This window comes from Roseobacter sp. CCS2, assembly GCF_000169435.1.
Lineage (GTDB): Bacteria > Pseudomonadota > Alphaproteobacteria > Rhodobacterales > Rhodobacteraceae > Yoonia.
The window spans coordinates 492,878-505,715 of sequence record NZ_AAYB01000002.1 but is presented as its reverse complement, the minus strand read 5'-3'; the positions used below and the strand labels follow the sequence as shown (position 1 = coordinate 505,715).

The following is a 12,838-nucleotide window of genomic DNA, read 5'->3' as shown; positions in this document are numbered from 1 at the left end:
GTCCATTGCCCCTCACTATCTTGCCTTCAAAACTCCCGGCGAAAGGTCAGATAATGGGGCGTACGCCCCTCTCGCAAGGCCTTTTGTTCATAGCGGGTCGAGAGCCAATCGGTCCAAGGATCACGCCAATCCGCAGGACGCTCGGCCAGCCATTCAAAACCATGGGCGGGCACCTGCTCTAACGTTTGGCGGACATAATCCTTGATATCGGTGGCCACACGCAACTCAGCGCCGGGTTTCATCACACGGTGCAAGGGGCCCAGATGCTCTGGCGTGACAAAGCGGCGGCGGTGATGGCGTTTCTTGGGCCATGGGTCGGGGTAATTCAGAAAGACTTTGGATAAAGTCGCGTCAGGCAGCACATCAAAAAGATCGCGCACATCGCCGGGATGCACACGCAGATTATCAACATCCGCCTTGCGAATTTTACCCAACAGCATTGCGACACCATTGATAAACGGCTCACACCCAATCAGGCCGACATCGCGATAGGTTTCGGCCATATGGATCAGGTGTTCGCCGCCGCCAAAACCAATCTCGAGCCAAATTTCCTTGCCGCCAAAGACCTTCGTCAGATCAAGCGGCGTACGCTCCGGGTTCTCGTCCCACCCAATAGGGCCAGGGGACAATGGGGCGAGATCGTTTTCAAGGTAGTCGTGCTGGGATGCACGGATCGTCTTGCCTTTGAAACGGCCATAGAAGTTGCGCCATGGGGCACCGGAGGGATGATTGGTCTTGCTCATGCGGCGGGCTTTAGCAAGCGCAGGTCACATGCGCAATCAGGTGAGGCGGGTCTGGCCCACCCCACCAATCAAACAGCGCGTTTGAGCGCCTCAACCAGATCGGTCCGTTCCCAGCTGAACCCACCATCAGCGTCCGGTGCGCGACCAAAGTGACCGTAGGCGGCGGTGCGTTCATAAATGGGCTTGTTCAAGGCAAGATGCTCGCGGATGCCACGCGGCGTCAGGTCCATTACCTGTGCGATGGCGCGTTCGATATCGGCAGGCGCAACCTCACCCGTGCCATGCGTATCGGCATAAATCGACAATGGCTTGGCCACACCAATCGCATAGCTAAGCTGAATGGTGCAACGTTCCGCCATACCAGCGGCAACCACGTTCTTGGCCAGATAGCGCGCGACGTAGGCTGCGGAACGGTCCACCTTGGTTGGGTCCTTACCCGAGAATGCACCACCGCCATGCGGGGCGGCACCACCATAGGTATCAACAATAATCTTGCGCCCGGTCAGGCCCGCATCGCCATCCGGGCCACCAATGACAAACGTCCCCGTCGGGTTTACCCACCATTCGGTTTGTGGCGTAATCAGACCCTCTGGCAGAACCTCACGGATGTAAGGTTCGACAATGGCGCGGATATCAGCACTGCTTTGGCTTTCATCACGGTGCTGGGTCGACAATACAATTGATGTCGCCTCAACCGGCTTGCCATCAACATAACGCAGGGAAATTTGGCTTTTGGCGTCAGGGCGCAATGTCGGCTCTTCACCGGATTTGCGCACTTCGGCCAAGCGGCGCAAGATCGCGTGGGCGTATTGGATCGGTGCTGGCATCAGTTCAGCGGTTTCTGTTGTCGCGTAGCCGAACATGATCCCTTGATCACCGGCACCTTCGTCCTTGCCTTCGGACGCATCTACACCTTGGGCTATATGGGCCGATTGCTGGTGCAGCAGGTTGGTAATCTCGCAAGTCGCGTGGTGGAACTCATCCTGCTCATAGCCGATATCCTTGATACAGGCGCGCGCGATGTCTTCGATCCGATCCATGTAATCATTCAGCTTGGATTGGTCAGACAATCCAACTTCACCCCCGATGACAACGCGGTTTGTCGTGGCAAAGGTTTCACAAGCGACCCGCGCTTCAGGTTCCTCTGTCAGAAGGGCATCAAGGATCGAATCTGAGATACGGTCGCAGACCTTATCAGGGTGACCTTCGGATACAGATTCCGAGGTGAAAATATAGTTATTACGCGCCATGGGGATGTGCTCCATTAAAAATCTCTGCCACGTCAGGAAGCCGTTGTGACAGAATTGGAGACCCGCATAGGGTGCGCCAACAGGAAGGTCAATCGCTATCGCGTTTTGCCCCTAGATATGCCCCAAAGGTTAACAACAAAAGCAGCATAGTCACCGGCAAATCACCCCAGCGGCTATAAAGCGTTGCAGGCAAGGCCGGTGGCAGGGGGACATCAATGGCCCCGTCGACGCCCAACGGCAAGGACGCCGAAATCCGGCCCTTGGCATCTATCATTGCGCTGATGCCTGTGTTCGCAACGCGCACCATCGGCAACCCCTGTTCAATCGCACGCAGGCGCGCTTGCGCAAGGTGTTGATGTGGGCCCGCCGCCTGCCCGAACCAGGCATCATTGGTGATCAAAAGCAGCAACCGCGGTCGTGTGTCGCCATAGGTGATTTCTTCGGCAAAAATACCCTCGTAGCAAATCAATGGCACGGCGGCCCCAATGCCCGGCAACTGCACCGGCCCGGGTGTCGTACCCGGCGTGAACCCGACACCAAGATTGCGCGCAAGCCCCGTCGCACCTATCCGGCCCAGCAGCCGCGCGCCGGGCATGTATTCACCAAAGGGGACCAGGTGTTGCTTGTCGTAGATGCTTTGCACATCGCCACCCGGTCCCATAACGACAAGACTGTTATATGCGCGGGCCTGCGCATCGCGGCGTTGGATGCCAAAGACCAGCGGCGCGCCGCGGGCTGCGTCAGACAGAAGGCGCAGATCGTCTTCAATATGGTTCAACAGATAGGCGATCGCCGTCTCGGGCCAGACCACAAGATCAGGAAGATCACCTTCGCCGCTCAGCCGCAGTAACCGGTTAAGAAAGATATCCGCATAGGCAGGGTCCCATTTTTGATGTTGCGGCGCGTTGGGCTGGACAAGGCGCACCACGGGATCGTCGCCTGTGCGTTCCGGCTCTGGACCGGATCGCACAACAAAAGCCATCGCCAGAACAAGACCAAGTGTTACCAGCCCGGCAATAAGATTGCGCCTTGCCAGCATCGCCACAGCCACACCACAAACTACCGTCAAAAGGGTCAGTAGATGCGGTCCGCCAAAGGCTGCCACCTGCGCCAACCATGTCGTGACCCAGACATGGCCCAGCAAAGCCCACGGAAACCCTGTCAGGATCAAAGAGCGCAGCACCTCTGCCCCGACTAATAACAAACCCAGCATGCCAATGCGCCCCGGTGCCAAGCGTGAGGCCAACCATGCGGCCAGCGCCCAAAATAATGCGGCACCCGCGCCCATCAGCAGCAAAGCAAATGGCGCCATCCAGCCATGGCGCGCGATATCCACCAAAAACGGTTCAACGATCCAGCGCAGGCTACAGGCGAAATAACCAAACCCAAAAGCCCAGACATGCAAAGCCGCCTGCCTGGCATTTTGAATGACAGGATAAAGAATAAACAGTGCAGCCAGCGCCAGAATAGTCGCAGGCCAAAAATCAAACGGGGCCTGCCCCAAACCGGCCATAGCCCCCAACACGGCAAGCGAACCCAACCGCACCCATGCAGGTTGGGCTGCAAATTGCGTCATACTGTCAGCCATTGCTTGCAGCGGACAGGCGCACGCGCAAACGCTTTACCCGGCGTGGATCAGCATCGACAACCTCGAACTCCGGACCTTCGGGGTGAACGATCACTTCGCCCCGCGCTGGCAGATGCCCGGCCAGCATGGTGACTAAACCGCCCAGCGTGTCGATCTCTTCTTCATCGACCTCTTCGGGGTGGGTCAGCGTCATTCCGATCTCAGCCTCGAAATCATGCAAATCAGTACGGGCCTGAGCAAGATAGCAGCCAGGCTTTTCCATGACCCAGCTTTTGGCCTCTTCGATGTCATGTTCATCCTCGATCTCACCGACAACCTGTTCAATAAGATCTTCAATAGTCACCAGACCATCCGTGCCGCCATATTCATCAATGACCAACGCCATATGGATACGTTCGGCCTGCATCTTTTGCAGCAACACACCCAGCGGCATTGAGGGCGGTACATAGATCAAGGGGCGCGCCATCGCGCGCAGGTCCATTGACGGGCTTTTGCCATTAAAGCCATGACGCAACGCAAAATCCTTGAGGTTCGCAATACCGATGGGCGTATCCAACGTACCATCATACACTGGCAGGCGGGTCAGGCCGCTGTCCCGAAACACCTCAACCAATTCATCCTTTGTGATGGTGACAGGCACCGCCACGATATCAGGCTTGGGGACCGACACGTCCTCAACCCGCATCCGGCGCAGATTAAGCATGCCCAGAACAGAACCTGCGGATTTGAGCATCGGCTGCGGCTCCTCCTCATGCACCTCTGGCGGGGTGGGCGGGCGAAACGCATTGCGCAAGCGGGTCAAAAGCCCCGGTGAAGTAGTGGTTTGATCCGGCTGCGCGCTTTGCGCAGCGCTAGACGGTACGTCGCCTGTATCGGCCATTTTATCCTTACCTATGTGGGTCTATTGCCCCGTTTCATCTCTATATGGGTCAGGAATACCCAGTTTGCCAAGTATCTCTGTCTCTAACCCTTCCATCAAGGTGGCATCGCGGTCACGTTCATGATCGAAACCCAACAGATGCAGCGTGCCATGCACAAGTAAATGGATCGTATGATCTTGCATGGTTTTGCCTGCCTCCGCAGCTTCGCGGGTGCAGGTATCAAAGGCAATGGCGATATCACCAAGTTCATTGTCAGGACCGGGCCGGGGTGCAAGCGGCATTTCGCCATCTATTGCGGCCGCACGCTCATCTGACGGCCAGCTTAGCACATTCGTAGGCTTCGGTTTACCCCGGAACCCTTCGTTCAGCACAGCAATTCGCGCGTCATCGCAGGCCAAGACACTGATTTCGAAAACAGAGGATTCTAGACCAAGCCGTTCCAAAGCAGCATCTGTCGCGATCTGTGCCAGAGCATTGATATCGCCCCAGCGCGGGTCTTCAACCACGCAGTCGACGGTCACTTGGGATCATCCGCCTCATAGGCTTCGATAATGGCGGCAACCAATGGGTGACGGACAACATCCTTGGACGTGAAGTAATTAAAGCTGATCTTGTTGATATTCTTGAGCAACCGTTCCGCATCCCACAGCCCCGAATTTACACCACGCGGCAGATCGATCTGGGTGCGGTCGCCTGTGATCACCATGCGGCTACCTTCGCCCAGACGGGTCAGGAACATCTTCATCTGCATTGTGGTCGCATTCTGCGCCTCATCCAGCACAACAAAGGCATTGGACAGGGTACGGCCACGCATAAAGGCCAAAGGTGCAATCTCGATCACCTTTTCCTCCATCATCTTGGCCGATTGCTTGCCCGGCAGAAAATCATTCAGCGCATCATAAAGCGGCTGCATGTAAGGATCGACCTTGTCCTTCATATCGCCGGGCAGATACCCCAGCTTTTCGCCCGCCTCGACAGCCGGACGGGACAGGATAATCTTATCAACATGGCCGGAAATCAGCATGTTCACGCCAACAGCAACGGCCAGATAGGTCTTACCCGTCCCCGCGGGGCCAATGCCGAAAGCCAATTCATTGGCAAAAAGCGATTTAACATAGGCCTTTTGCGCATCGGTGCGCGGTTCAATCAGCTTTTTGCGGGTCTTGATTTCAACCCGTTCGGTTTCGCCTTTAAAAAGCTCAATCTGGTCGCCATCACGGGCCGGATCAAACATCGGCTCGGCACCCATGCGTAATTCGCGGTCCAGATCACCGGGTTCCAGCGTGCGACCGGCCTCAAGGCGGCTATAGAGCGCGCCCAATACCTGCGTGGCCTCCAGCCGGGCGTCCGCCTCGCCTATCACGGCCAGTTGGTTGCCACGACGCAGAATTTGCACGCCAAGTTTGTCTTCGATGGTGGTCAGGTTGCGATCGTATTCGCCGCAAAGGTCGATCAGCAAAAAGTTGTCGGGAAACTCCAGCAAGGCTTCTGTCGCAGCTTCGCTGGGTGGGGTCAGGGCACCGGTGGCCAATCAGCTCTCCTCTTCATCTATATATGGCTATGGTGGCGCGTCGAAACGCAAGGTGCAAGGTCTGACAGGCGATTGTCACAGGTTTGCGACGGAATTCTTTATAAAGTGCTTAACGCGTGATCAGGTAAGGTGGATCACGATCCACCTTACATCAACGCACCTCGTAATGAATTTGGACTGTCCTGCACAACCTTTACGCGCCGCACCTGCCCAATCACATCAGCCGGGGCATCCGCATAAACCGCATGCAGATACTCAGACTTGCCGATCATCTGCCCCGGTTCGCGTCCCGCTTTTTCAAACAACACCTTCACTTCGCGGCCCACCATTGCGGCCTGTGTCGCTTGTTGCTGTTCACGAAGAAGTGCCTGCAAGCGCTGCAACCTGTCGTTCATCACGTCCTCGGGCAGTTGTGGCTTTTCCGCCGCTGGCGTGCCCGGGCGGGTTGAATATTTAAACGAATAGGCCTGCCCATAGTGCACGTCGCGTACCAACTGCATGGTGTCTTCAAAATCCTGATCCGTCTCACCGGGGAAGCCCACAATAAAATCACCGGACAGCAGCAAATCAGGACGCGCCTGACGAATGCGCGCGATCAAACGCACATAGCTTTCGCCCGTATGTTTGCGGTTCATCGCCTTGAGAATACGGTCGGATCCGGACTGCACTGGCAAATGCAGATAGGGCATCAGCTTATCGCAGCGTCCGTGCGCTTCAATCAGCGCATCGTCCATATCGTTGGGATGGGATGTGGTAAAACGAATACGCTCTAACCCATCAACCTTGTCCAAGGCCCAGATCAGCCCGGCCAAACCACCCGCATGCCCATGATAGGCATTCACGTTCTGGCCCAATAGCGTGATTTCCTTCACGCCACTTTCGACCAATTCCTGCGCCTCACGGATGATGCGATCAGCGGGGCGCGATACTTCGGCGCCGCGCGTATATGGCACCACACAGAAAGCGCAGAATTTATCGCAGCCTTCCTGCACCGTCAAAAATGCCGTCGGGCCACGCTTGGCTTTGGTCCGTGTTTTGAGCGTTTCAAACTTGTCATCATCTGGAAAATCAGTGTCGAGCGCTTTCGCACCCGTCTGAATGGCATCATCCATCGCAGGCAATCGGTGATAGCTTTGGGGGCCAACCACCAAATCCACCATCGGCTGGCGTTTGATGATTTCCTCACCCTCAGCCTGAGCGACACATCCTGCAACGCCAATTTTCAGATCAGGGTTCTCAGCTTTCAATCTCTTGAAACGGCCCAGCTCAGAATACACCTTCTCTGCCGCTTTTTCGCGAATATGGCAGGTGTTCAGCAGAATCATATCCGCGTCGTCAGGCGTCTGCGTTTCGACATAACCTTTGCCGCCCAGCGCCTCGGCCATGCGTTCGCTGTCATAGACGTTCATCTGACAGCCATAGGTCTTGATATAAAGCTTCTTGGGCGCGGACATGGGGCAAGCTCTTGGATTGGGGCAACCTGCGCCTTCTAGCGATTTGGCGGAACGCTTGCAATGCGGCCAGATATCGCCGATTTTGCACCGGTTCCCCCGCGACGCGAGACCACATGCACTATCCATCACTTGCAGCCTTGGCCAATGACGCCCGACGCACCCTGCCCGACGGGCCGGTGGCACTGATCCTGATCGAAGACGATGTAGAGGTCGCAAGCACCATCACCCATCACGCGAATGCAGGTTTCGCGCATTTGATAGCCTTTTGTGCCCCTGAACACGCCCTTCCCGCAGAGGTACCAGACAAGCTGCATCGCGTCGACTTTGATGTCAGCGCCGAAGATGCATTGCAGACAATCGCCAATGCGATGATCAAGGCGCTGCCGGACCAATGGCTCTATTATTGCTACAACGCCGAATACCTGCTCTATCCGTTTTGCGAACACCGCAGCGTAGGTGAGATGCTGACCTTCATGCGCGAAGAACGGCGCGACACGGTCATGAGCTATATCGTCGATCTTTACGCAAAAGACCTTACCGTGCATGCCAACGGTGTAGATCGCGACAGCGCATATTTTGACAAGTCAGGCTACTATGCTTTGGCCCGCGAAGATGCAGCAGGCGAAACGCTGGACCGGCAGATCAATATCTTTGGCGGCCTGCGGTGGCGTTTCGAAGAACATATTCCAAAGGCGCGCCAACGCACTGATCGCATTTCATTTTTCCGGGCACAGCCGGGATTGCAGATGTTGGCCGATCGGTCATTCAATCTGGCCGAATACAACACATATTCCTGTCCGTGGCATAACAACCTGTCAGCGGCGATTTGTTCGTTTCGCACGGCCAAGGCGCTGCGGCGTAACCCGGGCAGTCGCGCCGTAATCAATACCTTCCACTGGCCACAGTCGGCGCAGTTCAGCTGGCAATCGCAGCAATTGATGGACCTGGGCCTGATGGAGCCGGGGCAGTGGTTTTAAGCCTGCGCGACGTGTGATGCAGTGAACAATAAGGCCAATCGCTGGGCTTTTTCACAAGACCCTCGTGAATAGGCGCAGATCGGATCAAATGCATATGCAGCGCCAGATCATCATTATCCCGGATCAGATGTTCCCAAAACCTGCGTTGCCAAATGCCTTTTTCACCACGTCTGCGATGGCTTTCAGGAATGTGATGCGGTGCGGGGGCGTGGCGCGAAAAGCTTGATTTGATCATCCGCCACCGCTTTGAAAAGTCATCGTCACCTTCAGGCAAGGTCCAGATCATATGCAATTTACTGGGAAGTATGACCGCAGCATCAATTGCAAAAGGCCAGCGTTTCTTGCAAAGCCGCGTCGCATCGCGCAACAGATCAACATGAGAGATCAACAAATCAGAGCGCTGATCCTGCAAACGCACAGTGAAAAAGTAGGTGCCACCGGGCACGCGAAGACGGCGATAATTGGACATACCGATAGCGTGGCGCGGTAAGGTTAATTAATGGTGAAACGTTTCAAAAAGTAAGGTGGATCATGATCCACCATACATTCTCAGGTCCGTCGCAACCTGATAACCACATCCACCGATGCAATTTCTGCCCCTTCGGGCGCATCGGGCAAATTACAAATTTCCAACTGGTCCGCAGGCGCATCAGTCAGCTTTGCTGTGTCTTCCCAGTAAAAATGGGGGTGATCGGTCATATTCGTGTCAAAGTAGCTCTTCGATCCGTCCACAGTAATCTCGCGCATCAGACCTGCATCGCAAAAGGCGCGCAGCGTGTTATAGACGGTTGCCAACGACACTTTTTCATCCGCATTGGACGCCGCCGCAAACAGGCTCTCTGCCGTCACATGCCGATCCTGTCCATCACCAACAAGCAATGACGCCAATGTCATGCGTTGCCGTGTCGGACGAAGCCCTGCTCCAGCCAACCAATTCGTACTGCGCTGTGTTGCTATGTCTGACATAATCGCTCTTTTTGACATCTATTCTCAATCTATATGGGAAGAATATCCCCCGGATCAAATGAAAACAGTCAGAAAAAGCACAGACTTGCCCTTATAAACCGCAGAGTGCTACAGGTCACTGGACGCAGTAAATAAGAATGAGACCAGCGAGATGGCCGATTATCCTACATCTTTCGACAAAGACGACCTGCTGAAATGTTCGCGCGGCGAACTGTTTGGCGAAGGAAATGCACAGCTCCCTGCCCCGCCGATGCTGATGATGGATCGGATCACCGATATCTCGGGCGATGCCGGTGAGCATGGCAAAGGCCATGTCGTCGCTGAATTTGATATCACGCCTGACCTTTGGTTCTTTGATTGTCATTTCCCGAACAATCCGATCATGCCCGGTTGCCTTGGCCTCGATGGTCTGTGGCAGCTGACCGGTTTCAACCTGGGCTGGCGCGGCTGGCAGGGGCGCGGTTACGCGCTGGGTGTCGGCGAAGTGAAACTGACCGGCATGGTCCGCCCTGACCGTAAGATGCTGACCTATAAGGTTGATTTCACCAAGGCGATCCAAACCCGCCGTCTGACCATGGGTGTCGCCAACGGCATCGTAGAGGCGGATGGTGAGGTTATCTATCAAGTCACCGACATGAAAGTCGCCCTGTCCGAAAGCTAAATCCGAGAGCTAAGCCTCTAACCCCATCGAAAAAGGAGAGGTGCCCATGCGCCGTGTTGTTGTTACAGGTCTCGGGATCGTATCGCCGATCGGGAATAATGCAGATGAGGTGCTTGCCGCGCTGAAGGCGGGTAAATCCGGCATCGAAGCCTCGCCCGAGATGGCCGAGCACGGCTTTCGCAGCCAGATTGCTGGCACGCTCAAGATTGACATCAAGGAACACGTCGACAAGCGCACCCTGCGCTTTATGGGCCCTGGTGCAGCATACGCGCACATCGCGATGGGTCAGGCGATTGCGGATGCAGGATTGGGCGAAGATCAGGTCGTGAACCCGATGACAGGTCTGATTGCAGGGTCCGGCGGGCCGTCGACCTCTGCCATTCTGGCAGCGCATGAGGTTGTAAAGAACACAGGTGCGACCAAGCGGATCGGCCCCTTTGCCGTGCCAAAGGCCATGTCCTCGACCGTCAGCGCCAACCTTGCGACGGCTTATCAAATCAAGGGGATGAATTTTTCGATCACCTCCGCCTGCTCGACATCCTTGCACTGCATTGGAATGGCGGCACAGCAGGTCGCGTTGGGCAATCAGGATATCATGTTCGCGGGCGGTGGCGAGGAATTGGATTGGACCCTGTCTTGCCTCTTTGACGCAATGGGTGCGATGTCGTCCAAGTATAACGACACACCGGAACGCGCGAGCCGTGCATTCGACGCCGACCGTGATGGTTTCGTGATTGCTGGCGGCGGCGCGATGGTCGTTCTGGAAAGCCTTGAGAACGCGCAGGCACGTGGTGCCAAAATCTATGCCGAAGTCACCGGGTTCTCAGCCACCTCCGATGGCGCCGATATGGTCGCCCCTTCCGGCGAAGGTGGCGAACGTGCGATGCGCAGTGCGCTGAAAACCCTGCCTGATGATCGCAAGATCAGCTATATCAACGCACATGGCACATCGACGCCTGTGGGCGACGTGGGCGAAGTTGAAGCGGTTCGCCGCGTCTTTGGCCAAGGCACCACACCACCAATCAGTTCGACCAAATCCATGACGGGCCACAGTCAAGGGGCCACGGGTGCGCAAGAGGCCGTCTATTGTCTGCTGATGCTGGAAAACGATTTTATCGCGCCGTCGATCAACGTCGAAAATCTGGACCCGGCTTTAGACCCTGCAGAGATCGCCACATCGCTGGTGGAAAACGCAGGGCTCGACACGGTGATGACCAACTCTTTCGGGTTCGGCGGCACCAACGGTTCAATGCTTTTGTCCAAGTTCAAAGGGTAATCTGATGACAATCTCAATGCAGGGCAAACGCGGATTGATCATGGGCGTGGCCAATGAACGGTCCATTGCGTGGGGCATCGCCAAGGCAATGGCGGACGCAGGCGCAAAACTGGCATTCACCTATCAAGGCGAGGCGTTTGGCAAGCGGCTGGAACCTTTGGCGCAATCGGTCGGCTCTGACATCATGGTCGATGTGGATGTGACCGATGACACCAGCATGGACCTTGCGTTTCAGACGCTGAAAGACCGCTGGGGTACGCTTAATTTCGTGGTCCACGCCATCGCGTTTTCGGATAAGAATGAGCTGACCGGGCGGTTCATCAACACCAGCCGCGACAACTTTAAGAACTCACTGGCAATCTCTTGCTATTCCTTCATCGACGTGGCCAACCGCGCATCGCAGATGATGCCAGACGGCGGCACATTGTTGACGCTGACCTACCAAGGGTCTAACCGCGTCACCCCATTTTACAACGTCATGGGCGTGGCAAAGGCGGCGCTGGAATCAGCGACGCGTTACTTGGCCAATGACCTTGGACCCCAAGGCATCCGCGTGAACGCGATCAGCCCCGGCCCGATGAAAACCCTTGCAGGGGCAGCGATTGGTGGGGCGCGCAAAACGTATAAGCATACCGAGCAAAACACGCCCATGCGGTCCAACGCAACGCTCGAGGCCGTAGGCGGCACCGCCGTCTATCTGGCGTCAGATGCGGGGGCGTGTACGACAGGGGAAATTATCCGCGTGGATGGTGGGTTCCACGTATTGGGCATGCCGCAGCCCGATCATTTGGTATAGCCCGCCTTTTTGATGGTTCTGCTCACCCATCCGACGTAGGATGAGAACAACTGCGACAGACATTCGGGGACGGACACTATGGATTTTCAGGTTTGGCTGGCATTTGTTGCAGCATCGACCGCGCTTCTTTTGATACCTGGTCCGACGGTTCTGCTGGTGTTGAGCTATGCCATCAGCCAAGGCAAGCGCGTGGCCCTTGCCACTGTCGGTGGTGTGGCGCTTGGTGACTTTATCGCCATGTCCGCTTCATTGGCTGGGCTTGGTGCGCTGGTTCTGGCCTCTGCCACTCTCTTTACGGTGTTGAAATGGGTCGGGGCGATTTATCTTGTTTATCTGGGGATCAAGCTTTTCCGCAGCGCCGCAACAGCGTCGCTTGATGATCTTGAAAAAGTGATCGAAACGCGGGCTTCAAGCGTGTTTGGCCATGCAACAGCCGTAACAGCGCTGAACCCCAAATCAATCGTGTTTTTCATCGCATTCGTCCCGCAATTCATCGTGGTTGAAAGCCCGCTCTTACCCCAATTTGCGATATTGATCGCAACCTTTGTTGGCCTCGCCGCTTTGAACGCGCTGGCCTATGCGCTGCTGGCAGACAAGCTGCGTAGCAAGATCGCTCAACCCACCGTGTTGGCGTGGTTCGCGCGTCTGGGCGGAAGTGCATTAATTGCAATGGGTGTCGCAACAGCCGCATTTAAAAGGGCGCAATAGGACTTTA

14 protein-coding genes and 1 riboswitch are annotated in these 12,838 nt (G+C 55.9%); of the genes, 5 read left to right on the top strand and 9 right to left on the bottom strand.

Annotated elements, in window-relative coordinates; all coding sequences use genetic code 11:
• Window positions 1–26: 26 nt before the first annotated feature.
• The 7 genes from trmB to miaB all read right to left on the bottom strand — a co-directional run bounded on the left by trmB (window position 27) and on the right by miaB (window position 7,447).
• The gene (gene trmB / locus RCCS2_RS09135) at window positions 27–743 is read right to left on the bottom strand and encodes a tRNA (guanosine(46)-N7)-methyltransferase TrmB (RefSeq protein ID WP_008233552.1); all 717 of its coding nucleotides are present in this window, start codon (window positions 741–743) and stop codon (window positions 27–29) included.
• Between the two features lie 68 nt (window positions 744–811).
• A complete protein-coding gene (gene metK, locus RCCS2_RS09130; protein ID WP_008233544.1) occupies window positions 812–1,993 on the bottom strand; it encodes a methionine adenosyltransferase in 1,182 nt (393 codons plus the stop codon).
• Between the two features lie 7 nt (window positions 1,994–2,000).
• Window positions 2,001–2,048: riboswitch (SAM-SAH riboswitch) on the bottom strand.
• Between the two features lie 33 nt (window positions 2,049–2,081).
• Window positions 2,082–3,581 (bottom strand): apolipoprotein N-acyltransferase, encoded by a 1,500-nt coding sequence (gene lnt / locus RCCS2_RS09125; protein ID WP_008233542.1) that lies wholly within the window; start codon window positions 3,579–3,581, stop codon window positions 2,082–2,084.
• Window positions 3,574–4,461, bottom strand: a complete 888-nt coding sequence (locus tag RCCS2_RS09120) for a CBS domain-containing protein (protein ID WP_008233541.1) — start codon at window positions 4,459–4,461, stop codon at window positions 3,574–3,576. Before RCCS2_RS09120 ends, lnt begins: the two co-directional genes overlap by 8 nt.
• A gap of 21 nt (window positions 4,462–4,482) precedes the next feature.
• On the bottom strand, window positions 4,483–4,983 hold the full coding sequence (gene ybeY / locus RCCS2_RS09115; protein ID WP_008233528.1) for an rRNA maturation RNase YbeY: 501 nt from the start codon (window positions 4,981–4,983) through the stop codon (window positions 4,483–4,485).
• Window positions 4,980–5,993, bottom strand: a complete 1,014-nt coding sequence (locus tag RCCS2_RS09110; RefSeq protein ID WP_008233526.1) for a PhoH family protein — start codon at window positions 5,991–5,993, stop codon at window positions 4,980–4,982. The genes ybeY and RCCS2_RS09110 overlap by 4 nt, the downstream gene beginning before the upstream one ends.
• Window positions 5,994–6,139: 146 nt before the next feature.
• Window positions 6,140–7,447: a tRNA (N6-isopentenyl adenosine(37)-C2)-methylthiotransferase MiaB gene (gene miaB / locus RCCS2_RS09105; RefSeq protein ID WP_008233524.1), complete on the bottom strand. Its 1,308-nt coding sequence runs from the start codon at window positions 7,445–7,447 to the stop codon at window positions 6,140–6,142.
• Window positions 7,448–7,560: 113 nt separating this feature from the next.
• Between miaB and RCCS2_RS09100 the strand changes: the two genes are divergently transcribed.
• Window positions 7,561–8,424 carry a hypothetical protein gene (locus tag RCCS2_RS09100; RefSeq protein WP_008233522.1) on the top strand — a complete coding sequence of 288 codons (864 nt, stop codon included), beginning with the start codon at window positions 7,561–7,563 and terminating at the stop codon, window positions 8,422–8,424.
• Here RCCS2_RS09100 and RCCS2_RS09095 read toward each other — a convergent pair.
• Both RCCS2_RS09095 and irrA read right to left on the bottom strand, forming a co-directional pair.
• Complete coding sequence (locus tag RCCS2_RS09095; protein ID WP_008233521.1) at window positions 8,363–8,893, bottom strand: REP-associated tyrosine transposase; 531 nt, start codon at window positions 8,891–8,893, stop codon at window positions 8,363–8,365. The genes RCCS2_RS09100 and RCCS2_RS09095 overlap by 62 nt on opposite strands.
• Window positions 8,894–8,973: 80 nt before the next feature.
• Window positions 8,974–9,390 carry an iron response transcriptional regulator IrrA gene (gene irrA / locus RCCS2_RS09090; RefSeq protein WP_037293807.1) on the bottom strand — a complete coding sequence of 139 codons (417 nt, stop codon included), beginning with the start codon at window positions 9,388–9,390 and terminating at the stop codon, window positions 8,974–8,976.
• Between the two features lie 151 nt (window positions 9,391–9,541).
• Between irrA and fabA the strand changes: the two genes are divergently transcribed.
• The 4 genes from fabA (at window position 9,542) to RCCS2_RS09070 (ending at window position 12,831) form a co-directional block, all read left to right on the top strand.
• On the top strand, window positions 9,542–10,051 hold the full coding sequence (fabA, locus tag RCCS2_RS09085; RefSeq protein ID WP_008233519.1) for a bifunctional 3-hydroxydecanoyl-ACP dehydratase/trans-2-decenoyl-ACP isomerase: 510 nt from the start codon (window positions 9,542–9,544) through the stop codon (window positions 10,049–10,051).
• A gap of 46 nt (window positions 10,052–10,097) precedes the next feature.
• The gene (gene fabB, locus RCCS2_RS09080) at window positions 10,098–11,327 is read left to right on the top strand and encodes a beta-ketoacyl-ACP synthase I (protein ID WP_008233518.1); all 1,230 of its coding nucleotides are present in this window, start codon (window positions 10,098–10,100) and stop codon (window positions 11,325–11,327) included.
• 4 nt (window positions 11,328–11,331) lie between these two features.
• Window positions 11,332–12,123, top strand: coding sequence for an enoyl-ACP reductase FabI (locus RCCS2_RS09075; RefSeq protein WP_008233517.1), 792 nt, complete (start codon window positions 11,332–11,334; stop codon window positions 12,121–12,123).
• 78 nt (window positions 12,124–12,201) lie between these two features.
• Window positions 12,202–12,831: a LysE family translocator gene (locus RCCS2_RS09070; RefSeq protein WP_008233516.1), complete on the top strand. Its 630-nt coding sequence runs from the start codon at window positions 12,202–12,204 to the stop codon at window positions 12,829–12,831.
• Window positions 12,832–12,838: the final 7 nt, after the last annotated feature.

Excerpts from the sequence above, each read along its gene's own strand:
- trmB (WP_008233552.1), bottom strand. The coding sequence starts at position 743 with ATGAGCAAGACCAATCATCCCTCCGGTGCCCCATGGCGCAACTTCTAT.
- metK (WP_008233544.1), bottom strand. The coding sequence starts at position 1,993 with ATGGCGCGTAATAACTATATTTTCACCTCGGAATCTGTATCCGAAGGT.
- lnt (WP_008233542.1), bottom strand. The coding sequence starts at position 3,581 with ATGGCTGACAGTATGACGCAATTTGCAGCCCAACCTGCATGGGTGCGG.
- RCCS2_RS09120 (WP_008233541.1), bottom strand. The coding sequence starts at position 4,461 with ATGGCCGATACAGGCGACGTACCGTCTAGCGCTGCGCAAAGCGCGCAG.
- miaB (WP_008233524.1), bottom strand. The coding sequence starts at position 7,447 with ATGTCCGCGCCCAAGAAGCTTTATATCAAGACCTATGGCTGTCAGATG.
- RCCS2_RS09100 (WP_008233522.1), top strand. The coding sequence starts at position 7,561 with ATGCACTATCCATCACTTGCAGCCTTGGCCAATGACGCCCGACGCACC.
- RCCS2_RS09095 (WP_008233521.1), bottom strand. The coding sequence starts at position 8,893 with ATGTCCAATTATCGCCGTCTTCGCGTGCCCGGTGGCACCTACTTTTTC.
- irrA (WP_037293807.1), bottom strand. The coding sequence starts at position 9,390 with ATGTCAGACATAGCAACACAGCGCAGTACGAATTGGTTGGCTGGAGCA.
- fabA (WP_008233519.1), top strand. The coding sequence starts at position 9,542 with ATGGCCGATTATCCTACATCTTTCGACAAAGACGACCTGCTGAAATGT.
- fabB (WP_008233518.1), top strand. The coding sequence starts at position 10,098 with ATGCGCCGTGTTGTTGTTACAGGTCTCGGGATCGTATCGCCGATCGGG.
- RCCS2_RS09075 (WP_008233517.1), top strand. The coding sequence starts at position 11,332 with ATGACAATCTCAATGCAGGGCAAACGCGGATTGATCATGGGCGTGGCC.
- RCCS2_RS09070 (WP_008233516.1), top strand. The coding sequence starts at position 12,202 with ATGGATTTTCAGGTTTGGCTGGCATTTGTTGCAGCATCGACCGCGCTT.